The sequence below is a fragment of the Actinacidiphila glaucinigra genome (assembly GCF_035918135.1).
Classification (GTDB): Bacteria; Actinomycetota; Actinomycetes; order Streptomycetales; family Streptomycetaceae; genus Actinacidiphila; species Actinacidiphila glaucinigra.
This window is the reverse complement of record NZ_CP109144.1, coordinates 6,919,678-6,943,971: the sequence shown is the minus strand read 5'-3', so window position 1 is coordinate 6,943,971 and position 24,294 is coordinate 6,919,678. Positions and strand designations below refer to the sequence as shown.

Here is a 24,294-nt window from a genome sequence, read left to right as displayed (position 1 = left end):
CACCGGTCCAGCCGCACGACCGCGTGCCGACACCCCCCGACCACCCGAGAGAGGCCCCCACGGTGACCGACACAGCGCGCCCGACCTCACGCGACGTCGCACGCGCCGCCGGCGTCTCCCAGGCCACCGTCTCCCTCGTCCTCGGCGACAAATGGCGCGGCCGAGTCTCCGAACGCACCGCCGACACCGTCCGCACCGCCGCCCGCGACCTCGGCTACCGGCCCAACCTCGCCGCCCGCAACCTCCGCCTCGGCCGCACCCGCACCGCGCTCCTGGTCGTACCCACCCTCACCAACGAGTACTTCGCCCGCGTCTACACCGGCGCCGCCCGCGTCGCCGACGACCACGGCTTCGGCGTCGTCCTCTACCCCTCCCCCGAAGGCGTCGGCCCCGCCCGCGACCCCTTCGGCTCGGCCCGCGCAGCCCTCGACGGCATCATCGCCTCCTCCATGGCCGCCGACGCCCTCGCCGCCATCGGCGACGGCGGACTCCCCCTCGTCATGCTCGACGCCGACCCCGCGGAACCCGGCCCCGCCGCCACCGTCAACCTCGCCATCGCCGACGGCATGCACCAGATCACCCGGCACGTCCTCGGCCTCGGCCACCACCCCGGCGACATCGCCCACCTCGCCGCCGACATCGACACCTGGACCTTCCGCGAACGAGCCCAGGCCCTCGCCGACACCCTCGGCACCACCCCGCCCACCGAACGCTCCCCCCTCACCTACCAGGACGCCCGCCGGGCCACCGAACGCCTCCTCGACCGCCCCGGCCCACCCCCCACCGCCCTGATCTGCGACGACGACGTCCTCGCCGTCGGCGCCTGCAAGGCACTGCGCAGCCACGGACTCCGCGTCCCCGACGACGTCTCCGTCACCGGCTACGACGACTCCGCCCTCGCCACCGCCGTCGAACCCGAACTCACCACCATCGCCCTCCCCGCCGACGCCGTCGGCGCCGAAGGCATGACCGCACTCCTCGACACCCTCGCCGGCCGCCCCGCCACCGGCACCGAACTCCCCGTCCGGCTCGTCGTACGCGGCTCCACAGCCCCACCACGCCGCGCCTGAGACGACCGACGCCCCGGCCGCCGAAAAGGCGACCGGGGCGTCGGGAACGGGCCCGAACCCGTCACACGTCCTCGTCGAGCTCCGGAAGGTCGTCGTCCCCCTCGGCCGGAGCAGCGGACGGAGCGGGCTTCTCCGCCTTCTCCGCCGACGACGCCACCCCCTCCCCCTCCAGCAACCGCGACAACTGCCGGCCCAGGATCCGCTTGAACTTGCGCTGCTGCGGCCGCGTACGGTCCAGCACCGCGACCTCCAACTGCTCCGCCGTCAGCTGCCGGTCACTGCCGTTGCTGTCCCGGCTCAACGACTCCACCGCCAGCTTCAGCGCCTCCGCCAGCGTCATACCGTCACGGTGCCGCTGATCCAGGTAACTGCCGATCTGGTCGGAGTTGCCGCCGACCGCCACCGCACCGTGCTCGTCCACGATCGAACCATCGTGCGGCAGCCGGTAGATCTGGTCCTCCGAGGGGTCCGCACCCACCTCCGCGACGATCAGCTCCACCTCGTAGGGCTTCTCCCCCACACTCGAGAAGATCGTGCCCAGCGTCTGCGCGTACACGTTCGCCAGGCCACGCGCCGTCACGTCGTTCCGGTCATAGGTGTAACCCCGCAGATCGGCGTAACGCACCCCGCCGATCCGCAGGTTCTCGAACTCGTTGTACTTGCCCACCGCCGCGAAAGCGATCCGGTCGTAGATCTCACTGACCTTGTGCAGGGCGCGGGACGGGTTCTCGGCGATGAAGACGATGCCGTCGGTGTACTGCAGCACGACGACGCTGCGCCCGCGCGCGATGCCCTTGCGGGCGAACTCGGCACGGTCGGCCATGGCCTGCTGGGGTGAGACATAGAACGGCGTCGACACCGGCTATCCGTCCCTTTCTGTCAGTAGCGAGTGCATCTCGGGCGACCAGCTCAGAGCAACTCGGCCCGCGGGCCGTCCGGCAGCTCCAGCCGCCGCTCGTGGACGGCCCGGACGATCTCCGACGACTCGGCCTCGGTCAGCTTGCGGAAGCCCTCGTCGGTGATGACCGTGACGATCGGATAGATCCGCCGCCCCAGATCCGGGCCACCGGTCGCCGAGTCGTCGTCCGCCGCGTCGTACAGCGCCTGGATCACCAGCGTCGTCGCCTGCGACTCCGTGAGATCCGGCTTGTACAGCTTCTTCATCGAACCCCGCGCGAACACCGAGCCCGAACCCGTCGCCGCGAAGCCGTACTCCTCGGAACGGCCGCCCGTCACGTCGTAGGAGAAGATCCGCCCCTTCTCCCGGTCCGTGTCGTAGCCGGCGAACAGCGGCACCACCGCCAGCCCCTGCAGCGCCATCCCCAGGTTCCCCCGGATCATGGTCGACAGGCGGTTCGCCTTGCCCTCCAGCGAGAGCGTGGCGCCCTCGATCTTCTCGTAGTGCTCCAGCTCCAGCTGGAACAGTTTGACCATCTCCACCGCCAGGCCCGCCGTGCCCGCGATGCCGACCGCCGAGTACTCGTCGGCCGGGAAGACCTTCTCGATGTCCCGCTGCGCGATGACGTTGCCCATCGTGGCCCGCCGGTCACCGGCGAGCACCACGCCGCCGGGGAAGGCCGCGGCCACGATCGTCGTCCCGTGCGGCAGCTCGACGGCCCCCTTCACGGCGGGCAGGGTGCGATTGCCCGGGAGCATGTCCGGCGCGTGCGCCCCCAGGAAGTCCACGAACGAGGACGAGCCAGGCGTCAGGAAGGGAGCTGGTAGACGCCCGGTGCTACGAGTGTTGGCTTCCACACGTTTCCTTCCACGTAGGCGGCCGCCCGCCGTATGACGTCGGGCCGATCCTTGAACTGCCCCAGCGCGGCGTTGCAGCTGAAGCACAGTACGCCACGGACCCTACCCGTCCCGTGGTCGTGATCCACATGTTCGGCCGGGGCGTCCAAACAAATGCAGCAGATACCGAACCGCTCCCCGACCATGGCGTCGCGCTCGGCCTCGGTCATTCCGTACTTGTTCCTGAGGTGACGCGCCCGACCCTCCACTGCACGGCACGTCTTGCAGTAGGTGGTCAAGCCGTCAGCCGCGCTGCTGTTGCGAGTCCACTCCGAGTGCGGCTTGATCTCCCCGCACCGGGGACATCGCTTATGGCCCGGCGGCACCTTGTGCTTCTCGCGAACGGTGCGGCCCCGGGCCTCCTGGCGCTGCCGGTAGTACTCGGCTGAGCACTCCCGGCAGTACGCCTGGAGTCCGTCCCGCATAGACCTATTGCCGGCGAAGGCTTCCCCGGGCAATGTCCGCTTGCATCGAGAGCATTTTTCACTTGATGCAATTCGGACATTTAGGGACTACTCGCCGCCTTTCTGGACAAAGCTTCGAACGAAATCCTCGGCATTCTCTTCGAGGACGTCATCGATCTCGTCCAGCACGGAGTCCACGTCGTCCGACAGCTTCTCCTGCCGCTCCTTGAGGTCGGAGGCGTCCTGCGCGTCCTGCGCGGTCTCCTCGACCTCCTCGGTCGAACGCGTGGCCTTCTGCTGCCCGCCGCCGGTGTCCTTGGTAGCCATGTGTCCCTCACCCCGCTCGGTGTCCATGTCCTACAAGATCAGACCCTACAAGGAGGGTCTGACTTCGGCCCCCGGTATTGCCCAACGTCCGGGGGCCACCCCGATGATTCCCGGTTCGGACGGATTTCAGCCCTGCTCAGCCGCCCGACAGGATCCGCACCAGCTCCTCGGCCGTGCGGCAGCGGTCCAGCAGCTCCTTGACGTGGTTGCGGGTGCCCCGCAGCGGCTCCAGCGTGGGGACGCGCTGCAGGGAGTCCCGGCCGGGGAGGTCGAAGATCACGGAGTCCCAGGAGGCCGCCGCGACGTCGTCCGCGTACTGCTCCAGGCAGCGGCCGCGGAAGTAGGCGCGGGTGTCCTCCGGGGGCTTGCTCACGGCCCGTGACACCTCTTCCTCGGTCACCAGCCGCTGGATGCGGCCACGGGCCTCCAGGCGGTTGTACAGGCCCTTCTCGGGGCGTACGTCCGCGTACTGGAGGTCGACGAGGTGGAGGCGGGCGGCGTCCCAGTCCAGCGAGTCGCGGCGCCGGTAGCCCTCGAGCAGTTCGCGCTTGGCGATCCAGTCCAGTTCGCCGGCGAGGCTCATGGGGTCGCCCTCGAGGCGGTTGAGCACGTCCTCCCAGCGTCCGAGGACGTCCTTGGTCTGGTCGTCGGCGTCGGTGCCGAAGCGGTCCTCGACGTACTTGCGGGCCAGCTCGCAGTACTCCATCTGGAGCTGGACGGCGGTCAGCGTCCGCCCGCTGCGCAGCGTGATGAGCCGTCGCAGTGTGGGGTCGTGGCTGACCTGGTGGAGGGTGCGTACGGGCTGGTCGACGGCGAGGTCGACGTTGATGAAGCCGTCCTCGATCATCGACAGCACGAGGGCGGTGGTGCCGAGCTTGAGGTAGGTGGAGATCTCGGAGAGGTTCGCGTCGCCGATGATCACGTGCAGCCGGCGGTACTTCTCGGCGTCGGCGTGCGGCTCGTCGCGGGTGTTGATGATGGGCCGCTTGAGGGTGGTCTCGAGTCCGACCTCGACCTCGAAGTAGTCGGCGCGCTGGCTGATCTGGAAGCCGTGCTCGTGGCCGTCCTGGCCGATTCCGACGCGGCCGGCGCCGGTGACGACCTGGCGGCTGACGAAGAAGGGCGTGAGGTGGCGCACGATGTCCGAGAAGGGGGTCTCCCGCTTCATCAGGTAGTTCTCGTGGGTGCCGTAGGACGCGCCCTTGTTGTCGGTGTTGTTCTTGTACAGGTGGATCGGCTGGGCCCCGGGGAGCTGGGCGGCGCGCTCGGCGGCCTCGGCCATGATGCGCTCGCCGGCCTTGTCCCACAGGACGGCGTCGCGGGGGTTGGTGACCTCCGGGGCGCTGTACTCGGGGTGGGCGTGGTCGACGTAGAGCCGGGCTCCGTTGGTGAGGATGACATTGGCCAGGCCGATGTCCTCGTCGGTGAGCTGGCTGGTGTCCGCGGCCTCGCGGGCGAGGTCGAAGCCACGGGCGTCCCGCAGTGGGTTCTCCTCCTCGAAGTCCCAGCGGGCGCGGCGCGCCCGGTGCATCGCCGCCGCGTAGGCGTTGACGACCTGGGACGAGGTGAGCATGGCATTGGCGTTCGGGTGGCCCGGGACGGAGATCCCGTACTCCGTCTCGATGCCCATTACTCGCCGTACGGTCATGCGGCCCTCCTTGCCCGGCTGCGGCCCGTGCTGGGCCGGTCGCTCAAGTACCGCTTCGCGACCGGCCCTCGTGCGGTACCGCTGAGCCTAGAACGCGATGGCGGTGGTGGGGAGATCATTACGCGCTTTCCTGGGTGATGCCGGGTGAAATGCTCCGGCTGCGGGTGCCCCTGCGTGGGCACCCGCAGCCGGAGGGTGGTCGCGTGTTACAGGTATTGGCCCGTGTTGGCGACGGTGTCGATGGAGCGACCGGTGTCGGCACCCTGCTTTCCGGTGACGAGGGTGCGGATGAACACGATCCGCTCGCCCTTCTTGCCGGAGATGCGGGCCCAGTCGTCCGGGTTGGTGGTGTTGGGCAGGTCCTCGTTCTCCTTGAACTCGTCCACGCAAGCGGCGAGCAGGTGGGAGACGCGCAGACCGCGCTGGTTGTGGTCGAGGAAGGCCTTGATCGCCATCTTCTTGGCCCGGTCCACGATGTTCTGGATCATGGCGCCGGAGTTGAAGTCCTTGAAGTAGAGGACTTCCTTGTCACCGTTGGCGTAGGTGACCTCCAGGAAGCGGTTCTCCTCGGACTCGGAGTACATGCGCTCGACCACGGACTGGATCATGGCCTCGACGGTGGCCCCGGGCGACCCGCCGTGCTCGGAGAGGTCCTCGCCGTGCAGCGGGAGGGTCGTCACCAGGTACTTGGAGAAGATGTCCTTGGCCGCCTCGGCGTCCGGCCGCTCGATCTTGATCTTCACGTCCAGGCGGCCGGGCCGCAGGATCGCGGGGTCGATCATGTCCTCGCGGTTGGAGGCGCCGATCACGATGACGTTCTCCAGGCCCTCGACGCCGTCGATCTCGGCGAGCAGCTGGGGGACGATGGTGTTCTCCACGTCCGAGCTGACGCCGGAGCCGCGGGTCCGGAAGAGGGACTCCATCTCGTCGAAGAAGACGATGACGGGGGTGCCCTCGCTGGCCTTCTCGCGGGCGCGCTGGAAGACCAGGCGGATCTGCCGCTCGGTCTCGCCGACGTACTTGTTGAGCAGCTCGGGGCCCTTGATGTTCAGGAAGTAGCTCTTGCCCTGGGGCTGCCCGGTGACCTCGGCGACCTTCTTCGCAAGGGAGTTGGCGACGGCCTTGGCGATAAGTGTCTTGCCGCAGCCGGGGGGGCCGTAGAGGAGCACGCCCTTGGGCGGGCGGAGCTCGTACTCCTTGAACAGCTCGGCGTGCAGGTAGGGCAGTTCGACCGCGTCGCGGATCTGCTCGATCTGGTTGCTGAGGCCGCCGATCTGGCGGTAGTCGATGTCGGGGACCTCTTCGAGGACGAGCTCCTCGACCTCGCTCTTGGGGACCCGTTCGTAGACGTATCCGGAGCGCGGTTCGAGCAGCAGCGCGTCGCCGGCGCGGAGGGTGCCGTCCAGCAGCGGCTCGGCGAGCCGCACCACCCGCTCCTCGTCCGTGTGCCCGATAACGAGGGCCCGCTCGCCGTCCTCGAGGATCTCCTTGAGGGTGACGATGTCTCCGATGCGCTCGAACTCCATGGCCTCGACCACGTTGAGCGCCTCGTTGAGCATGACTTCCTGGCCGCGCCGGAGGTCGTCCAGCTCGACGGACGGGCTGACGTTCACGCGCAGCTTGCGGCCGCCGGTGAAGATGTCGGACGTTCCGTCCTCGTTCGCCTGCAGGAACACACCGAATCCGGCAGGGGGCTGTGCGAGCCGGTCCACTTCCTCCTTGAGGGCCACGATCTGGTCGCGGGCCTCGCGGAGGGTGTTCGCCAGCCGCTCGTTCTGAGCGGACACGCCTGCCAGGTTGGTCTGCAGCTCGACGATCCGCTCCTCGAGAATCCTCGTGTGCCGCGGAGAGTCGGCGAGCTTACGTCGCAGGACGGCGATCTCCTGCTCAAGAAAGGCGACCTGGCTCATGGGGTCTTCCGATCCACGAGCGGGTCGGCCGCCACGGTTGATGTCGTCGTCGTGGGCCGCCACGGTCCTCACCTCCTCCAAGGGGAGCTGGACGCTTCCAGACCCTACCTGGGCCAGTAGGGGTTGAAACCCCTAGATCACAAAGACGTCCTGGGTGTGTCCGATCTTCACCCTTGCGCACGTCCTCCCGCCAGGGAGATACCCAGCCATCACCATCCGAAAGCGGCCGGTTGTATCGTCGGTTCGGTCAACGCCCGTCAAGGGCTGTCCCTTCCCGAACGATGAACGGCAGGCGAGGTACCGGTGAGCAACGAAGTCGTCGAGGCGCTAGAGGTCTGGATCGATCAGGACCTGTGCACCGGGGACGGCATCTGTGTGCAGTACGCGCCCGAGGTCTTCGAGCTGGACATCGACGGGCTCGCCTATGTGAAGGGCGACGACGCCGAACTCCGTCAGGCACCCGGGGCGACCGTCCCGGTTCCTCTGCCGCTGTTGACCGATGTGGTGGATTCGGCCAGGGACTGCCCTGGCGACTGTATTCACGTGCGTCGGGTTTCGGACAGTGTAGAGCTGTACGGACCCGACGCGGAGTGATCTGTCACACGCTGTTCGCGAGCGGTCCGGGGATCTCGTAGTAGGTGCCGGACCGCCATTCCCAGCTGTAGTCGCGCTGCTGGTCCGGGCAGCATCGGGGCACGTCGTCGGTGGAGTAGCCGAGGACGGTGGCCCGTACGGTACGGCCGTCGATCCGCAGCCCCTTGAAGCTGCGCTGCTCCTTGGGGTCGACGAGCGTCTCGACGATGCGGGGGTCGGCGCCGGCGGCCGGATCGGCCGACAGCACGTACAGGCCACTGGGCGGGGTGCCGGTCTCGGAGTGGCAGCGGGCGACGGCGACGGTCTCGGGGCGGCCGTCCCCGTCGAGGTCCGCCGAGGCCCGGTCCACGACGTCGACGGGGGCGCCGGCGCATTCCAGGGGGAAGAAGTGGGCGGCGCGGGGGTCCGGGGGCGCGACGGCGGCAGGTGCGGCCTTGCCGGCCTTGGCGTCGGCGGGGCTGCCCGTGGAGGCGCCGGCGGGCTGCACGAGTGCGGCGCTGCCTATGACGGCGGCGATCACCGCGGCGGTCGTGATCCAGTGCACCGAGCGGGCTCGGGTGTGCGGGAGGGCCGGCCCTGCGGATGGCTGCACGCGCCTGTCTCCTGTGGAGTTGGTCGAGCGGGGTGGCCAGCATCGTGCCACAGGTCACAGTCAGTTGGTACGACCGGGGCCCGTGTTTCGGGAGATGTCCGCGGGGTGTGACGAAGCGCCGCCGCCGGTGTGTCCGGCGACGGCGCTTCGGGGTCGGGTGGTTACGCTCCGCCGGTGGCCGGCTTGCCGCCGCCCGGGCCGGTGTAGTCCTCGCCGTACGCGCCGGGCGCCGGGCGCCTGCGCCGCAGGGGGGCCTCGACGCCGTCGGCGAGACGGCGGGCGGTGAGCAGGAACCCGGTGTGCCCGATCATGCGGTGGTCGGGGCGCACGGCCAGGCCCTCGATGTGCCAGGTGCGGACCATCGTCTCCCAGGCGGACGGCTCGTTGAACGTGCCGTGCTCGCGGATCGCCTCGACGGTGCGGGCGAGCTGGGTGGTGGTGGCCACGTAGGCGCAGAGGATGCCGCCGGGGACCAGCGCCTTGGAGACGGCCTCCAGGCACTCCCAGGGGGCGAGCATGTCGAGGATGACCCGGTCGACCTCGGTGTCGCTGAGGTTGTCCTGCAGGTCGCCGACGGTGAGCTGCCACGCGGGGTGCGGGCCGCCGAAGTACCGTTCGACGTTCTGGGTGGCGATCTCGGCGAAGTCGGCGCGGCGCTCGTAGGAGTGCAGCATCCCCTGGTCGCCGACGGCGCGCAGCAGGAACATGCTGAGCGAGCCGGAGCCGACGCCTGCCTCCACGACGCGTGCGCCGGGGAAGATGTCGGCCATCGACAGGATCTGCCCCGCGTCCTTGGGGTAGACCACGGCGGCGCCGCGGGGCATGGACAGGACGTAGTCGGGGAGCAGGGGGCGCAGCGCGAGGTAGGCGACGTTTCCCGTGGTTCGGACAACACTGCCCTCGGGGGCGCCGATCAGCTCGTCGTGGGGGAAGGAACCCTTGTGGGTGTGGAAGTTCTTCCCGGCCTCGAGCGTGAACGTGTAGTGGCGTCCCTTGGGATCGGTGAGCTGGACCTGGTCCCCGACCTTGAAGGGCCCGCGTCGGCGGGCGGCACCGGTCGGTTCGGACATGCGGACAAGCCTACCGTTCATTTTTAAGGGCTCGGTTCGCCTCCGGGGCGCCCTCTGCGCCTGTCGACAGTCGACCATGCTCGGCTACTCGTTCCTCAGAGCCTCCGCGTGCTCTCCCTTTCGACGGGCGCGCGCCCCCTTCGGCTCACTCGCCGCGGCATGCAAGGGCGGCGTCCAGGCCGTCGCGCCCACGGCTGACGGGCCTGCGGTTCATGCCGGGGCACATCGGACTGCCGCCTCGGCGAGTGAGCCGAAGGGGCGCGGACGGTGTCGGTGGGGGCACCGCCCGGCGGTAGCCGGGGGAGCGCGGAGGTCGCGAGGAACGAGTGACCGAGCACGGTCGACTGTCGACACCGTCTTGAGCGCCCCGGAGGCAACCCGAGTCCTCAGGAAGAAGGCCTCGCCATGGCGGCGAGGAAGGCCTTCTCCACGTCGGCGGTGGACAGGACGCCGTAGACCTCACCGGAGTTCTCGACGACGAGGTACTCCGTGGCGGGGGTGGCGCGCAGGGTGTCCAGGAGGTCCTCGCCGGCGAGTTCCGCGGAGAGCTTCATGCCGGGCTTGAGGTCCTGGGCGAGGCCGGAGACGGCGACCCAGGGGCGGCGGTGCTCGGGGACGCCGACGATGGCGGCCTCGCGGACCAAGGCGGTGGGGGTGCCCTGGCCGTCGACGACGACGAGGGCGCGGGCGCCCGCCTCGTTGGCGCGGCGCAGGGCCTCGGACAGCGGGGTGTCGGAGGCGACCGGGAGGGCGCGCCGGGTGAGTGTGCGGGCCTGGAGTTCGGGCAGGTGCTCGCGCAGCCGCGCCATGCGCAGGCTGTTGCCGGCGCCGGTCCAGATGATGGCGGCGAGGATGGCCGCGAGCAGGGCGTCGGTGAGGGAGTCGAAGCCGGTGGCGCCGTCGCCGCCGTCGTTCATGCCGCCGGCGTACGACAGCAGGGGCAGGCCGACGAGGACGGCGATGGCCAGGGCCCTCCCGGTCCATGCGGCGGCGACGGTGCCGGTCATGGCCTTGCCGCTGATCTTCCAGATGACGGCGCGGAGCATCCGGCCGCCGTCGAGCGGGAGGCCGGGCAGGAGGTTGAAGACGGCCACGAGCAGGTTGCTGATCATGAGTCCGGCGAGCAGGACGCCGGGGACGGTGTCGGGGTCGACGCCGTACATGCCGAGGTAGAAGACCCCGGCGAGGACGAGCGAGAGCAGGGGGCCGACGAAGGCGAGGACGAATTCGCGCCCGGGGGTCTCGGACTCCTTCTCGATCTCGGAGACGCCGCCGAAGAACTGCAGCTGGATGCGGCGCACCGGGAGCTCGAAGCGGAGGGCGGCCACGGTGTGGGCGAGTTCGTGGACGAGCACGGAGGCGTAGAAGGCGACCGCGAAGAAGAGCGAGACGAGGTAGCGGGCGCCGCCGAGCTCGGGCAGGACGCGGTCGAGCTGTCCGCCGAACACCCAGGTGATGAGGGCGGCGACGAGGAACCAGCTGGGCGCGACGTAGACGGGGACGCCGAAGAAGCGGCCCATCAGGATGCCGCCGCCGGGTCCCGGGGGACGTTTGGCGGGCCCGTCGTCGGGTCCGGGAGTCCTCTCGCCGCCCGGCGGCGGCTGCTGGCTCTCGCTCACTGGTTCCCCTCGTGTCGCTGACGCTCCGACGTCGATGGTATTGCCCGGTTGCGGGGACCCGACACCGGCTGTCGGCGCCACCCCGTAGGGTCCTGCCATGGGCACCAGCACCGAAGCCGTTCCTCCGAGGCCGCCGTCCTCCCTGTCGCCGTCGCGCGCGGCCGACTTCATGCGCTGCCCGCTGCTGTACCGGCTGCGGGTGATCGACAAACTGCCGGAGAAGCCGAGCCAGGCCGCGACGCGGGGCACCGTGGTGCACGCGGTGCTGGAGCGCCTCTTCGACGTGCCGGCGGCGGAGCGGACGGCGGACCGGGCGCGGGCGATGGTGCCGGGGCAGTGGCAGCGGCTGCTGGAGGAGCGCCCGGAGCTGTCGGAGCTGTTCGCCGCGGAGGACGGTCAGGGCCTGGCGCTGTGGTTGGAGGAGGCGGCCCGGCTGGTCGAGCGGTGGTTCTCGCTGGAGGATCCGACGCGGCTGGAGCCGGCCGAGCGTGAGCTGTACGTGGAGACGGAGCTGGAGTCGGGGCTGACGCTGCGCGGTTACATCGACCGTCTGGACGTCGCGGCGGCCTCCGGTGACCTGCGGGTGGTGGACTACAAGACCGGCAAGGCGCCGCGACCGGAGTACGCGGACGAGGCGCTGTTCCAGATGAAGTTCTACGCGTTGGTGCTGTGGCGGCTGCGGGGGGTGGTGCCGCGCCGGCTGCAGTTGGTCTATCTGGGCAGCGGTGAGGTGCTGACGTACGACCCGTCGGAGGGTGAGCTGCGGGCGGTGGGCCGGAAGCTGGAGGCGCTGTGGGAGGCGATCAGGCGGGCCACGGAGTCGGGTGACTGGCGGCCGCGGCCGAGCCGGCTGTGCGACTGGTGCGACCACCAGGCGGTGTGCCCCTCGTTCGGGGGGACTCCCCCACCGTATCCGCTGTCCGTCGTGGGGAAGAATGGGGAGTCCTGAGGGCGAAGGAGATCTTGTGGCTATTCGCGTCCTGTTGGTGGACGACCAGCCGCTGCTGCGCACGGGCTTCCGGATGATCCTGGAGGCCGAGGGCGACCTTGCGGTGGTCGGCGAGGCGGGGGACGGCCAGCAGGCCCTGGAGCAGGTGCGGGTGCTGCAGCCCGATGTGGTGCTGATGGACATCCGCATGCCGCGGATGGACGGGGTGGAGGCGACCCGGCAGATCACCGGGCCGGGCCGGGACGGTCCGGCGAAGGTGCTGGTGCTGACCACGTTCGATCTCGACGAGTACGTGGTGGAGGCGCTGCGTGCGGGCGCGAGCGGCTTCCTGCTGAAGGACGCCCCGGCGCACGAGCTGGTGCAGGCGATCCGGGTGGTCGCGGCGGGTGAGGCGATGCTCGCGCCGAGCGTCACGCGGCGGCTGCTGGACAAGTACGCGGGGCGGCTGCCGTCGGGCGAGGAGCCGGTGCCGCAGGCGCTGCACACCCTCACCGACCGGGAGGTCGAGGTGCTGAAGCTGGTGGCGCGGGGCATGTCGAACGCGGAGATCGCGGCTGAGCTGTTCGTGAGCGAGACGACGGTGAAGACCCATGTGGGTCATGTGCTGACGAAGCTGGCGCTGCGCGACCGGGTGCAGGCGGCGGTGTACGCGTACGAGAGCGGACTGGTGCGCCCCGGGGCGCAGTAGCGTCCCGGGGCGTGTGTTCGCGTCGTGGCGGGGCCGGGACGGCCGGCCCCAGGAACCCTAGGAGTTCGAGGCGCCCTTCTGGATCTCCCAGAAGCGGAAGACGGTGGAGGGGTCGAGGGTCCATTCCAGGCCGTTGATGTTGTCCCTGGAGACGACGTACTGCTTGCCCTGCCACAGCGGGATGATCGGCACGTCGTCGGCGACCATGTTCTGCAGGTCCTCGAAGTCGGCGGAGGTGGCGGCGCGGCCGGCCTCGGCGGCGGTGCGCGGAAGCAGCTCGCCGGTGATCTTCTTGTTGACGTAGTTGTTGCCCAGGACGTTGCCGTCGCCGAAGAAGGGGGCGGTGAAGTTGTCCGGGTCCGGGTAGTCCGGGACCCAGCCGCGTACGTACACCGCGTACTTGCCGGCTTCGATGTCCTTGGCGTACTGGTCGGCGTCGGTGGTCTTGACGTCCACGTCGAACAGGCCGCTGTCGTTGAGCTGCTTGGCGATCGCCTTCAGCTCCGCCACCGTGCCCGGGCCGAAGCGCACCGGCGTCGCCCACAGCGTGAAGGAGACCTTGTCGGTGATCCCGGCCTGCGTCAGAGCGGCCTGCGCCCCGGCGGTGTCGCCGCCCTCGCCGTAGCGGTCGAAGAACGCGGTGTTGTGACCGGTGATGCCCGCCGGCACGATCGAGTACAGCGGGCTCGCGGTGCGCTGGTACACGTCGCGGATGAACGCCTTGCGGTCGATCAGATAGGCCACCGCGCGCCGCACGGCCTTGTTGCCCACCACCGGGTCCTCGAGGTTGAACACCAGGTGCTGGACCTCGGCGCCGGTGCCCTCCACGACCTGGATCCCGGTGTCGCCGGCTATCGAACTGCTCTGCAGCGAGGCGATGTCGGCCGAGTCCAGACCACGGTAGGCCAGGTCCACCGACCCGTCCTCCACCGCCTTCTTCAGCGTCGGCTCGTCACCGAAGAACTTCATCGTCATACCGGAGTTGCGGATCTCCGCCGACCCCTGGTAATCCCCGTTGACCGAGAACACCGCTTCCTTGCCGGCCTCGTAGGAGTCCAGCTTGTACGGGCCCGAACCCGTCGCCTTGCTGTCGCTGCGCAGCTTGTCCGCCGGGTACTGCGTGTGGTCCACGATCGAGCCCGCGCCCGAGGCGATCTTCATCGGGAACGTGGCGTCGGAGTACTTCAGATGGAAGACCACGCGCTCCGGCGAGGGCGTGTCGATCGTCTTGATCGAGTCCAGCAGGACCGCCGGGCCGTTCTCGTCGTTGATCTTGATGGTGCGCTCGAAGGAGAACTTCACGTCCTCCGAGGTGAGCGCCTCACCATTGCTGAACTTCAGGCCCCCGCGCAGCGTGCAGTCGAAGGTCTTGCTCGCCTCGTCGGTGAACTTGCAGCTCTCCGCAGCCTCCGGCTCGGGCTTGGTGGCGCCCTTGGGGAAGCTGAGCAGCGACTGGAAGACATTGTTGAACACGATCCAGGAGCCGACGTCGTAACCGGCGGCCGGATCGACCGCGGTCACCTTGTCCGTGATGCCCATCGTGAGGGGGTCCCCGGTGGCCTCGCCGTCCGACCCTCCCGTACCACAGCCGGCGACCACGACTGCCGTCAAGGTCGCGGAGAGCGGGAGCGCAAGTCGTTGGACTCGATTCCTCACGAGACTTCCCTCACTGCTTCGTGGTACGGGGCAGGCCCGTGCCGGCCGGACCGCGGGAAATTCCCGGGCCCGGCCGACCGGTGGCTCATCCTGTCACACCGCGACCAATCTCCCAGAACTGGGCGCTGGAAGAGGAGTTGAGGAACCATTCGGCTCCCGTGATGCCGTCGCGGCTGGCGACGAACTGCTTGTCCTGGTACAGCGGGATCATCGGGAGGTCCTGCGAAAGGATCTCCTGCATCTTCCCGAAGTCCTTGTCCGTCTTGCCGCGGTCCGCGGACCGGCGGGTGGACGGCAGGAGCTGGTTCTTGATGGTCTCGCCCTTGTAGTTGAGGTCGAGGAATCCGTCGTCCGCGAAGAAGGGCGCGATGTAGGTCTCGGCGTCCGGGAAGTCGGGGAGCCAGCTGAGCGAGTAGGCGGCGAACTGCCCGGTGGCGGCGCCCTTCAGGAACTTCTTCCAGGTGATCGGCTGGAGGCTCACGTCGAACAGCCCGGTGGCCTCGAGCTGCTTCTTCAGGTTCTCGGCCTCCTCCTTGTCCGGCGTGGAGGGGTGCTCGGTCGGGTAGGTCCAGGTGAACTTGACCGGGGTGCTGATGCCCGCGCCGGACAGCACCTCGGCGGCCTTGTCGCGGTTGGGCTCGCCGTAGGCGTTGAAGTACGAGTTGGTGTGGCCGGTGATGCCGGTCGGGACGGCACCGAACAGCGGGGACGCGGTGCGGCCGGTCACGTCGCGCGTGAGGCTGTCGCGGTCGAGGAGGCGGGCGATGGCCTCACGGACGGCCTTGTCCTTCACCGAGGGGTCCTCGACGTTGAAGAACATGTAGCGGGCCGCAAGACCCGGGGTCTCGGTCAGCTTGACGTTCTCGACGGAGCCCTGCTCGATCTCGTGGATCTGGCCCGACTCGAGGGTGCGGTTCACCAGGTCGACGTCACCGGCGGCGAGCGCCTTCATCATCTCGGTGGCCGAGGGGAAGAAGTGGACCTCGACCTTCTCGTTGTTGCGCTTGCCGATCAGGCCCGTGTAGTTCGGGTTCGCGCTGAGGACGGCCTTGCCGTCCTTCCACGAGTCCAGCTTGTACGGGCCGGAGCCCTCCATCTTCAGGCCCTTGAGCGGCTCGGTGGCGCTGTAGACCTCGCTGTCGACGATGGCCGCGGCCGGGGTCGCCAGCTTGTAGGGGAAGGTGGCGTCGGAGGTCTTGAGGTGGAAGACGACGGTCTTCGGGTCCGGAGCCTCGACGCTGTCGATGTTCACCAGGAGGCTCGCCGGGCCGATGTCGCTGTTGATCTTCAGTACGCGGTCGACCGAGAACTTGACGTCCTCCGAGGTGAGCGCGTGGCCGTTGGCGAACTTCAGGTTGTCCCGGAGCGTGCAGCGGTATGTCTCCGACTTGGTGTCGGAGAAGGTGCACGACTTGGCGGCGTCGGGCTCGGGGGTGGAGGAGCTGCGGGTGTAACCGAGCAGCATCTGGAAGGTGTTGTTCAGGAAGCTGTACGTGCCGCCGTCGTACGCCGTGGCCGGGTCGAGGGGGGAAGGCTGGTCCGCGGACATCTCGAGGGGGTCCGTGGAGCCGATGACGATCGCGTCACCGCCACCGCCACCACCGGTCGAGTCGCCGCATCCGGCGAGTACGGGCGCGGCGAGGCCCAGCAGCGCCGGCAGCACCAGTAGCTTGCGATTCATCCTCGTTGTTCTCCCTCTTCCGGCCCTTGGCCGCGCAGTGTTGAGCGGGGCGACGATACCTGTAATTGCCGGGCACCGGCATTCCGGCGGACCGCCCCCGAACACGAAGAAGTTGAGCCCACGTCACGGGCGGATAACAGGGCGTGGCGCACCGAAATCCGGACAGCGGAACGAACAGCGCGCGGCTCCTCAATCCGGACACAACCCCACCGACTTCACCGCATTTTGACGGACCGAAGCACGCATGGCGCGCGCTGTCGACACCCGCGGATGTGAAAAGTGTCACGCCCCGCCGTACTGGCCGGTAAACAATTCGGCGCTCCGAATCGTCACGGAAAATAGCCGGGCAAACGCCCAGAGTTTCCGTTCAATTCACGGCGACGCTCAGTGAACGGTTGTAATCAGAGAGCGGAGAAAGGGCACGTCGACGCGTTCCAGGGAGGTCACCACGGTCCGCCCGGGGGCCGGTGCGATGGCGGCGATGGACGGTACGGCCACGACCCGGCAACCGGCGGCCTCGGCGGCCGCGACCCCGGTGGGGGTGTCCTCGACGACCACGCACCGTGTGGGGTCGGCGCCGAGCCGCGCGGCGGCGAGCAGGTAGGGGTCGGGGTGCGGCTTGGTCCGCTCGATCTCGTCCCCGGCGAGGGAGAAGGCGAAGTGCCGGGAGCCGAGGGAGAGCATGACGGCGTCGATGATGCGCCGGTGGGAGGCGGAGACCAGGGCGGCGGGCACGCCGTGGGCGGCCAGGTCGGTGAGCAGCCGCCGGGCGCCCGGCATCAGCGGTACGCCGCGGCCGATGAGCTCGACGAAACGCAGGTTGATCAGGGTGGACAGCTCGGCGAGCGTGGCGTCCGCCCCGGTGACCGAGATGAGGTGTCCCAGGCTGCGGGCCATGGGACCGCCGACGACGACCTCGCGGTGGGTGTCGTCCAGGACGTGGCCGAGCTCCGCGAAGACCTCGACCTCCGCGTTCCACCAGAAGCCCTCGGTGTCGACCAGCGTGCCGTCCATGTCCAGGAGCACGGCCTGCAGGCCTGCCTCCCGGGCCGGCCGGATCTCGGTGGCGGGAATACCGCTCGTCATGCGCCCACTCCTCTGCTGCCGGGGGGCACAAAGGCCGGTCGCCTCGCGCCCGGGTGGTGGGGGCGTGCGACCGGCCAGGTGCCGTATCGGACCGTCCAGTGTACGACGTACGTCGGACTACCGCGCGTTGAAGTACTTGGCCTCCGGGTGATGGATGACGATCGCGTCGGTGGACTGCTCCGGATGGAGCTGGAACTCCTCCGAGAGGCGGACCCCGATCCGCTCGGGCTCCAGCAGCTCCGCGATCTTGGCGCGGTCCTCCAGGTCGGGGCAGGCGCCGTAGCCCAGCGAGAAGCGGGCGCCCCGGTACTTCAGGGCGAACATGTCCTCCATCGCGCCCGGGTCCTCCCCTGCGAAGCCGAGCTCCGCGCGGACCCGGGCGTGCCAGTACTCGGCCAGCGCCTCGGCGAGCTGGACGGACAGGCCGTGCAGCTCGAGGTAGTCGCGGTAGGCGTCGGCGGCGAAGAGCTCGTTGGCCGCCTCGGAGATCCGGTTGCCGACGGTGACGACCTGCAGGCCGACCACGTCGGTCTCGCCGGACTCCTCGGGGCGGAAGAAGTCGGCCAGGCACAGCCGGCGGCCGCGGCGCTGGCGCGGGAAGGTGAAGCGGGTCCGCTCGGTGCCGTCCTCGTGGAGGATGATCAGGTCGTCGCCCTTGGAGACGCAGGGGAAGTAGCCCTGGACGACGGCGGCCTCGAGCAGCCCCTCGCTCTGCAGACGGTCCAGCAGCCCGCGCAGCCGCGGGCGGCCCTCGGTCTCCACCAGTTCCTCGTACGTGGGGCCGCCGGCCCGGGACTGCTTCAGCCCCCACTGGCCCTTGAAGAGGGCGCCCTCGTCCAGCCAGGACGCGTAGTCCTTGAGCGGGATGCCCTTGACGACGCGGGAGCCCCAGAACGGCGGGGCGGGCACCGGGTTGTCGACGGCGACGTCGGAGCGGATCTGGCCCCGGTTCTCCTCGGGCTCGGGTACGACGCTCTCGCGTGCGGCCACGCGGCGCTGCTTGAGTTCGGGGAGGGTGGCGCCGGGCACGCCGCGCTTGACGGCGATGAGGGCGTCCATCAGGCGCAGTCCCTCGAAGGCGTCGCGGGCATAGCGGACCTCGCCCGCGTAGAGCTCGTGGAGGTCCTGCTCGACATAGGCCCGGGTGAGCGCGGCGCCGCCGAGGATGACGGGGTAGCGGGCGGCGAGGCCGCGCTGGTTCAGCTCCTCCAGGTTCTCCTTCATGATCACCGTGGACTTGACCAGCAGGCCGGACATGCCGATGACGTCGGCGGAGTGCTCGTCGGCGGCGTCGAGGATCGCCGAGACGGGCTGCTTGATGCCGAGGTTGACGACGTTGTAGCCGTTGTTGGACAGGATGATGTCCACGAGGTTCTTGCCGATGTCGTGGACGTCGCCGCGTACGGTGGCCAGCACGATGGTGCCCTTGCCGGAGGCGTCGGACTTCTCCATGTGCGGTTCGAGGTGGGCGACGGCCGTCTTCATCACCTCGGCCGACTGCAGGACGAACGGCAGCTGCATCTGGCCGGAGCCGAAGAGCTCGCCGACGACCTTCATGCCCTCCAGGAGGGTGTCGTTGACGATCTCGAGGGCGGGCCGCGTCGTCAGGGCCTCGTCGAGGTCCGCCTCCAGGCCGTTCTTCTCGCCGTCGATGATGCGCCGCTGCAGGCGCTCCTCCAGCGGCAGCGCGGCCAGTTCCTCGGCGCGGCTCGCCCGGACGGACTTGGTGTCGACCCCCTCGAAGAGCTCCAGGAAGCGCTGCAGCGGGTCGTAGCCCTCGCGGCGCCGGTCGTGCACCAGGTCCAGGGCGACCTCGCGCTGCTCCTCGGGGATGCGGGCGATCGGCAGGATCTTGGAGGCGTGCACGATCGCCGAGTCCAGGCCGGCCTCGACGCATTCGTGGAGGAAGACCGAGTTCAGCACCATGCGGGCGGCCGGGTTGAGGCCGAAGGAGATGTTGGACAGGCCGAGCGTGGTCTGCACGTCCGGGTGGCGGCGCTTGAGCTCGCGGATCGCCTCGATGGTGGCGATGCCGTCCTTGCGGGACTCCTCCTGCCCGGTGGCGATGGTGAAGGTCAGGCAGTCGACGATGATGTCGCTCTCGGCGATGCCCCAGTTGCCGGTCAGGTCCGCGATGAGCCGCTCGGCCACGGCCACCTTGGCCTGCGGGGTGCGGGCCTGGCCCTCCTCGTCGATGGTGAGGGCGATCAGCGCGGCGCCGTGCTCCGCCGCGAGACGGGTGGTGCGGGCGAAGCGGGAGTCGGGGCCGTCGCCGTCCTCGTAGTTGACGGAGTTGATCACGGCGCGGCCGCCGAGCTTCTCCAGGCCGGCGCGGAGCACCTCGGGCTCGGTGGAGTCCAGCACGATCGGCAGGGTGGAGGCGGTGGCCAGCCGTCCGGCGATCTCGTTCATGTCGGCGACGCCGTCCCGGCCGACGTAGTCGACGCACAGGTCGAGCAGGTGGGCGCCCTCGCGGATCTGGTCGCGGGCCATCTCCACGCAGTCGTCCCAGCGGCCGTCGAGCATGGCCTCGCGGAACTTCTTGGAGCCGTTGGCGTTGGTCCGCTCGCCGATGGCCAGGTAGGAGGTGTCCTGGCGGAAGGGGACGGTCTGGTAGAGCGAGGAGGCGCCCGGCTCGGGGCGCGGCGTCCGGGCGGTGACCTCGTGGCCGCGGACGCGTTCGACGACCTGGCGCAGGTGCTCGGGGGTGGTGCCGCAGCAGCCGCCGACCAGGGAGAGCCCGTACTCGCGGACGAAGGCCTCCTGGGCGTCGGCGAGGCCTTCGGGGCCGAGCGGGAAGTGGGCGCCGTCCTTGCCGAGGATGGGCAGTCCCGCGTTCGGCATGCAGGAGATCCCGACGCGGGCGTGGCGGGCGAGGTAGCGCAGGTGCTCGCTCATCTCGGCGGGGCCGGTGGAGCAGTTCAGGCCGATGGTGTCGATGCCGAGCGGTTCGAGCGCGGTCAGCGCGGCGCCGATCTCGGAGCCCAGCAGCATGGTGCCGGTGGTCTCGACGGCGACCTGGACGAAGAGCGGCAGGTCGAGTCCGGCCTCGGCGAGTGCCTCCTTGGTGCCGAGCACGGCGGCCTTGATCTGCAGCAGGTCCTGGCAGGTCTCGACGAGCAGGGCGTCGGCGCCGCCGGCGACGAGACCGGCGGCGTTCTGCCGGAAGCCCTCCTTGAGGACGGCGTAGTCGACGTGACCGAGCGTCGGCAGCTTGGTGCCGGGCCCGATGGAGCCGATGACCCAGCGCTGGCGGCCGTCCCGGGCGGCGAACTCGTCGGCGACCTCGCGGGCGATGCGGGCGCCGGCCTCGGACAGCTCGACGATGCGGTCGGCGATGTCGTACTCGCCGAGGGCGGAGAAGTTCGCGCCGAAGGTGTTGGTCTCCACGCAGTCCACGCCGACGGCGAAGTACTCGCGGTGGACGGAGGCGACGATGTCGGGGCGGGAGACGTTCAGGATCTCGTTGCAGCCCTCGTGTCCCTCGAAGTCGTCGAGGGTGGGATTCTGCGCCTGGAGCATCGTGCCCATCGCCCCGTCGGCGACGACCACCCGGGTCGCCAGGGCCTCTCGCAGTGCTGCGCCTCGGGCACCGCTCGTGGACGGAAGGGACGGCTGGGCCATGGGTGTGCTCCCTGGAGTGCGACGGCTGTCGGCTTGGTGTGCGCCGGTCCTACTGGTACACACCAGGCCAGCGTAGCCAAGACCCCGGATTCCGCCGCAGGGCATTCCGAGGGGCGGACGGCGGTGCCACACTCTTCTCTGGGATGATGACGGTCGGCATCGTCTGCCATCGTTCAGCATTGTCGAATCATTAATGTCGGCGCGTGGTCGTTTCCTTACGGAGGGGTTGTTCATGCCAGGTCCCATCCAGTCGCTCGCCAGGGCGGCCGCGATCCTGCGCCTGCTGGCCGGCGGAGAGCGCAGGCTCGGCCTGTCGGACGTGGCCTCCTCCCTGGGTCTGGCGAAGGGCACCGCGCACGGCATCCTGCGCACGCTGCAGCAGGAGGGCTTCGTCGAGCAGGATCCGGTCTCCGGCCGCTACCAGCTGGGGGCCGAGCTGCTGCGGCTGGGCAACAGCTACCTGGACGTGCACGAGCTGCGGGCCCGCGCCCTGGTGTGGACCGACGACCTGGCGCGCTCCAGCGGCGAGGCCGTCTACCTGGGCGTGCTGCACCAGCAGGGGGTGCTCATCGTCCACCACGTCTTCCGTCCCGACGACAGCCGGCAGGTGCTGGAGGTCGGGGCCATGCACCCGCTGCACAGCAGCGCGCTGGGCAAGGTGCTGTCGGCCTACGACCCGGTCGCGCACAGCGAGGCGGCCGAGTTGAAGCGCGAGCCGCTGACCGCGCGCACCGTCACCGACGACGCGGCGTTCGAGGGTGTGCTGGATCTCACCCGCGCCCGCGGCTGGAGCGCCGACCTGGAGGAGACGTGGGACGGCGTGGCGTCCATCGCCGCCCCCATCCACGACCGGCACCGCATGACCGTGGGGGCGGTGGCCGTCACCGGCGCGGTCGAACGGGTCTGCGCGGACGGCGAGATCAGGCCCCAACTGGTCGCGGCGGTACGGGACTGCGCGAGGGCGGTCTCCCGCGACCTGGGCGCCGGCCGCTTCTGACGACCGGCCGGACGCGCCGACTCGGAGACCTTTCCGCAACCTGACGAACCCTTGACGGGTCCGGTCACGCAGGAGAACACTCTCGTTCGACGGTCGACATTGTCGAACACCAGCCGACGGAGTCGGTAAGGTGTACGTAACCGTGGGACCGCCGAGGGCCTGGTGACAGGCCCACGGACTCCGGAACGGGACCGGGGTCCGCCTTCCCCTGGACGAAGGACAAAGGAGTCGCGAGTGTCCAGCGACCACATCTTCATCGGCGAGACCATCGGTACCGCTGTTCTGATCCTCCTCGGCGGCGGCGTCTGCGCGGCTGTCACCCTCAAGAGTTCCAAGGCCCGTAACGCCGGCTGGGTGGCCATCACCTTCGGTTGGGGCTTCGCGGTCCTGGCCGGCGCCTACATCTCGGGTTCCCTCTCGGGCGCCCATCTGAACCCCGCCGTCACGATCGGTCTCGCGATCGACAGCGGCGAGTGGAGCAAGGTCCCGGTCTACCTGGCCGGCCAGATGCTCGGCGCGATGATCGGCGCGACCCTGGTGTGGATCACCTACTACGGCCAGTTCCAGGCCCATCTGACCGACGCCGAGATCACCGGCGGTCCGGGGGCGCAGGCCACCGCGGCGGCCGAGAAGCAGACCACGGGCCCCGGCCCGGTGCTCGGCATATTCTCCACCGGCCCCGAGATCCGCAACGTCGCGCAGAACCTCGCCACGGAGATCATCGGCACCTTCGTCCTGGTGCTCTTCATCCTGTCCCTCGGCCTCACCAAGGGTCTCGCGGTCTCCGGTACCGGCACCCTGATGGTCGCACTGGTCGTGGTCGGCATCGGCCTCTCGCTGGGCGGGCCGACCGGATACGCCATCAACCCCGCACGCGACCTCGGTCCGCGCATCGTGCACGCCCTGCTGCCGCTGCCCAACAAGGGCGGCTCCGACTGGCGCTACGCCTGGATACCCGTCGTCGGCCCGATCGTGGGTTCGGTCCTCGCGGCCGGCCTCTACAAGATCGCATTCTGAGAAGCAGCCCCCGACATCCCAAGGACCTGAGGAGCACACCGTGACCGACGCCCACACCGCAGGCCCGTTCATCGCGGCCATCGACCAGGGCACCACGTCCTCGCGCTGCATCATCTTCGACAAGGACGGCCGGATCGTCTCGGTCGGCCAGAAGGAGCACGAGCAGATCTTCCCCAAGCCGGGGTGGGTCGAGCACGACGCGGCCGAGATCTGGACCAACGTGCAGGAGGTCGTCGAGGAGGCGGTCAGCAAGGCCGGCATCACCTCCGCCGACGTCAAGGCGATCGGCATCACCAACCAGCGCGAGACCACCGTCCTGTGGGACAAGAACACCGGCGAGCCGGTGCACAACGCCCTGGTCTGGCAGGACACCCGTACGGACGCCCTGTGCAAGGAGCTCGGCCGCAACGTCGGGCAGGACCGCTTCCGCCGCGAGACCGGCCTGCCGCTGGCCTCCTACTTCGCCGGGCCGAAGATCCGCTGGCTGCTCGACAACGTCGAGGGCCTGCGCGAGCGCGCCGAGGCCGGCGAGATCCTCTTCGGCACCATGGACAGCTGGGTGATCTGGAACCTCACCGGCGGTGTCGACGGCGGGCACCACGTCACCGACGTGACCAACGCCTCCCGCACGCTGCTGATGAACCTGCACACCCTCGACTGGGACCACAAGATCCTGGAGTCGATCGGCGTCCCCGCCGCGGTGCTGCCGGAGATCCGCTCCTCGGCCGAGGTGTACGGCTCCGCCGCCTCCGGAGCCCTGGCCGGCGTGCCGGTGGCCTCCGCGCTCGGCGACCAGCAGGCGGCCCTGTTCGGCCAGACCTGCTTCTCCGAGGGCGAGGCCAAGTCCACCTACGGCACCGGCACCTTCCTGCTGATGAACACCGGCGAGAAGCCGATCAACAGCTACAACGGCCTGATCACGACCGTCGGTTACCGTATCGGCGACCAGAAGCCGGTGTACGCCCTGGAGGGCTCGATCGCGGTCACCGGTTCGCTGGTGCAGTGGATGCGCGACCAGATGGGCCTGATCAAGACCGCGGCCGAGATCGAGACCCTCGCCCTGTCGGTCGAGGACAACGGCGGCGCCTATTTCGTGCCGGCCTTCTCCGGTCTGTTCGCCCCGTACTGGCGCTCCGACGCCCGCGGTGTGATGACCGGCCTCACCCGCTACGTCACCAAGGCGCACATCGCCCGCGCGGTGCTGGAGGCGACCGCCTGGCAGACCCGCGAGATCGTCGACGCGATGACCAAGGACTCGGGCGTGGAGCTCACCGCGCTCAAGGTCGACGGCGGCATGACGGCGAACAACCTGCTGATGCAGACCCTCGCCGACTTCCTGGACGCCCCCGTCGTGCGCCCGCTGGTCGCCGAGACCACGTGCCTGGGCGCGGCCTACGCCGCCGGTCTGGCCGTGGGCTTCTGGTCGGACACCGACGAACTGCGCGCCAACTGGCGCCGGGCCGCCGAATGGACCCCCCGTATGGACGAGGACGCCCGCGACCGGGAGTACAAGAACTGGCTCAAGGCCGTCGAGCGCACCATGGGCTGGATCGAAGAGGAGAAGTGAA

The 24,294-nt window shown here is 69.6% G+C and carries 20 protein-coding genes; 7 read left to right on the top strand and 13 right to left on the bottom strand.

Translation table 11 applies throughout. The features are described 5' to 3' along the window. The first annotated feature begins 62 nt into the window (after positions 1–62). On the top strand, positions 63–1,070 hold the full coding sequence (locus tag OIE69_RS31295) for a LacI family DNA-binding transcriptional regulator (protein WP_326577490.1): 1,008 nt from the start codon (positions 63–65) through the stop codon (positions 1,068–1,070). Between the two features lie 61 nt (positions 1,071–1,131). Here OIE69_RS31295 and prcA read toward each other — a convergent pair whose 3' ends face one another. The 6 genes from prcA to arc form a co-directional block, all read right to left on the bottom strand. Beyond that, positions 1,132–1,929 carry a proteasome subunit alpha gene (gene prcA / locus OIE69_RS31290; protein ID WP_326577488.1) on the bottom strand — a complete coding sequence of 266 codons (798 nt, stop codon included), beginning with the start codon at positions 1,927–1,929 and terminating at the stop codon, positions 1,132–1,134. A 50-nt stretch (positions 1,930–1,979) separates the two neighbouring features. Beyond that, complete coding sequence (gene prcB, locus OIE69_RS31285; protein WP_326577486.1) at positions 1,980–2,825, bottom strand: proteasome subunit beta; 846 nt, start codon at positions 2,823–2,825, stop codon at positions 1,980–1,982. Continuing rightward, positions 2,777–3,289 (bottom strand): endonuclease VII domain-containing protein, encoded by a 513-nt coding sequence (locus OIE69_RS44795; protein ID WP_392567592.1) that lies wholly within the window; start codon positions 3,287–3,289, stop codon positions 2,777–2,779. Before OIE69_RS44795 ends, prcB begins: the two co-directional genes overlap by 49 nt. An 87-nt stretch (positions 3,290–3,376) precedes the next feature. Further along, complete coding sequence (locus OIE69_RS31275) at positions 3,377–3,595, bottom strand: ubiquitin-like protein Pup (protein WP_326581466.1); 219 nt, start codon at positions 3,593–3,595, stop codon at positions 3,377–3,379. A gap of 136 nt (positions 3,596–3,731) precedes the next feature. Further along, positions 3,732–5,243 carry a depupylase/deamidase Dop gene (dop, locus tag OIE69_RS31270; RefSeq protein WP_392567591.1) on the bottom strand — a complete coding sequence of 504 codons (1,512 nt, stop codon included), beginning with the start codon at positions 5,241–5,243 and terminating at the stop codon, positions 3,732–3,734. Between the two features lie 206 nt (positions 5,244–5,449). Further along, complete coding sequence (gene arc, locus OIE69_RS31265) at positions 5,450–7,216, bottom strand: proteasome ATPase (protein WP_326577483.1); 1,767 nt, start codon at positions 7,214–7,216, stop codon at positions 5,450–5,452. Between the two features lie 240 nt (positions 7,217–7,456). Here arc and OIE69_RS31260 point away from each other — a divergent pair, with 240 nt between their 5' ends. Beyond that, positions 7,457–7,747, top strand: coding sequence for a ferredoxin (locus tag OIE69_RS31260; RefSeq protein ID WP_089229046.1), 291 nt, complete (start codon positions 7,457–7,459; stop codon positions 7,745–7,747). 4 nt (positions 7,748–7,751) lie between these two features. Here OIE69_RS31260 and OIE69_RS31255 read toward each other — a convergent pair whose 3' ends face one another. The 3 genes from OIE69_RS31255 to OIE69_RS31245 form a co-directional block, all read right to left on the bottom strand. Beyond that, positions 7,752–8,339, bottom strand: coding sequence for a hypothetical protein (locus OIE69_RS31255; RefSeq protein ID WP_326577480.1), 588 nt, complete (start codon positions 8,337–8,339; stop codon positions 7,752–7,754). Positions 8,340–8,500: 161 nt separating this feature from the next. Beyond that, a complete protein-coding gene (locus OIE69_RS31250; protein WP_089229048.1) occupies positions 8,501–9,409 on the bottom strand; it encodes a tRNA (adenine-N1)-methyltransferase in 909 nt (302 codons plus the stop codon). A 386-nt stretch (positions 9,410–9,795) separates the two neighbouring features. After that, a complete protein-coding gene (locus OIE69_RS31245) occupies positions 9,796–11,127 on the bottom strand; it encodes a site-2 protease family protein (protein WP_405765888.1) in 1,332 nt (443 codons plus the stop codon). Here OIE69_RS31245 and OIE69_RS31240 point away from each other — a divergent pair. Beyond that, the gene (locus OIE69_RS31240) at positions 11,126–11,977 is read left to right on the top strand and encodes a RecB family exonuclease (RefSeq protein ID WP_326577475.1); all 852 of its coding nucleotides are present in this window, start codon (positions 11,126–11,128) and stop codon (positions 11,975–11,977) included. The two genes, OIE69_RS31245 and OIE69_RS31240, sit on opposite strands and share 2 nt — an antisense overlap. Positions 11,978–11,993: 16 nt before the next feature. Next, positions 11,994–12,665, top strand: coding sequence for a response regulator transcription factor (locus OIE69_RS31235; protein WP_326577473.1), 672 nt, complete (start codon positions 11,994–11,996; stop codon positions 12,663–12,665). A 57-nt stretch (positions 12,666–12,722) separates the two neighbouring features. Here the strand turns inward: OIE69_RS31235 and OIE69_RS31230 are convergent, their stop codons facing one another. The 4 genes from OIE69_RS31230 to metH all read right to left on the bottom strand — a co-directional run bounded on the left by OIE69_RS31230 (position 12,723) and on the right by metH (position 20,712). After that, a complete protein-coding gene (locus OIE69_RS31230) occupies positions 12,723–14,321 on the bottom strand; it encodes an ABC transporter substrate-binding protein (RefSeq protein WP_326577471.1) in 1,599 nt (532 codons plus the stop codon). An 85-nt stretch (positions 14,322–14,406) separates the two neighbouring features. After that, the gene (locus tag OIE69_RS31225; protein WP_326577469.1) at positions 14,407–16,002 is read right to left on the bottom strand and encodes an ABC transporter substrate-binding protein; all 1,596 of its coding nucleotides are present in this window, start codon (positions 16,000–16,002) and stop codon (positions 14,407–14,409) included. 384 nt (positions 16,003–16,386) lie between these two features. After that, positions 16,387–17,088: an HAD family hydrolase gene (locus tag OIE69_RS31220; protein ID WP_326577467.1), complete on the bottom strand. Its 702-nt coding sequence runs from the start codon at positions 17,086–17,088 to the stop codon at positions 16,387–16,389. A gap of 117 nt (positions 17,089–17,205) precedes the next feature. Further along, a complete protein-coding gene (metH, locus tag OIE69_RS31215) occupies positions 17,206–20,712 on the bottom strand; it encodes a methionine synthase (RefSeq protein ID WP_326577465.1) in 3,507 nt (1,168 codons plus the stop codon). A 232-nt stretch (positions 20,713–20,944) separates the two neighbouring features. On the opposite strand from metH, the gene OIE69_RS31210 reads away from it, so the two are divergent. The 3 genes from OIE69_RS31210 to glpK all read left to right on the top strand — a co-directional run bounded on the left by OIE69_RS31210 (position 20,945) and on the right by glpK (position 24,293). Next, positions 20,945–21,709 carry an IclR family transcriptional regulator gene (locus tag OIE69_RS31210; RefSeq protein ID WP_326577464.1) on the top strand — a complete coding sequence of 255 codons (765 nt, stop codon included), beginning with the start codon at positions 20,945–20,947 and terminating at the stop codon, positions 21,707–21,709. A gap of 234 nt (positions 21,710–21,943) precedes the next feature. Further along, a complete protein-coding gene (locus tag OIE69_RS31205; RefSeq protein WP_089226143.1) occupies positions 21,944–22,726 on the top strand; it encodes an MIP/aquaporin family protein in 783 nt (260 codons plus the stop codon). Between the two features lie 40 nt (positions 22,727–22,766). Then, the gene (gene glpK / locus OIE69_RS31200) at positions 22,767–24,293 is read left to right on the top strand and encodes a glycerol kinase GlpK (protein WP_326577461.1); all 1,527 of its coding nucleotides are present in this window, start codon (positions 22,767–22,769) and stop codon (positions 24,291–24,293) included. Position 24,294: the final 1 nt, after the last annotated feature.

Coding starts and splice junctions, on each gene's coding strand:
- dop (WP_392567591.1), bottom strand. CDS start 5,243: ATGACCGTACGGCGAGTAATGGGCATCGAGACGGAGTACGGGATCTCC.
- OIE69_RS31245 (WP_405765888.1), bottom strand. CDS start 11,127: ATGGCAGGACCCTACGGGGTGGCGCCGACAGCCGGTGTCGGGTCCCCG.
- OIE69_RS31250 (WP_089229048.1), bottom strand. CDS start 9,409: ATGTCCGAACCGACCGGTGCCGCCCGCCGACGCGGGCCCTTCAAGGTC.
- OIE69_RS31220 (WP_326577467.1), bottom strand. CDS start 17,088: ATGACGAGCGGTATTCCCGCCACCGAGATCCGGCCGGCCCGGGAGGCA.
- metH (WP_326577465.1), bottom strand. CDS start 20,712: ATGGCCCAGCCGTCCCTTCCGTCCACGAGCGGTGCCCGAGGCGCAGCA.
- OIE69_RS31275 (WP_326581466.1), bottom strand. CDS start 3,595: ATGGCTACCAAGGACACCGGCGGCGGGCAGCAGAAGGCCACGCGTTCG.
- OIE69_RS31225 (WP_326577469.1), bottom strand. CDS start 16,002: ATGAATCGCAAGCTACTGGTGCTGCCGGCGCTGCTGGGCCTCGCCGCG.
- OIE69_RS31210 (WP_326577464.1), top strand. CDS start 20,945: ATGCCAGGTCCCATCCAGTCGCTCGCCAGGGCGGCCGCGATCCTGCGC.
- OIE69_RS44795 (WP_392567592.1), bottom strand. CDS start 3,289: ATGCGGGACGGACTCCAGGCGTACTGCCGGGAGTGCTCAGCCGAGTAC.
- OIE69_RS31240 (WP_326577475.1), top strand. CDS start 11,126: ATGGGCACCAGCACCGAAGCCGTTCCTCCGAGGCCGCCGTCCTCCCTG.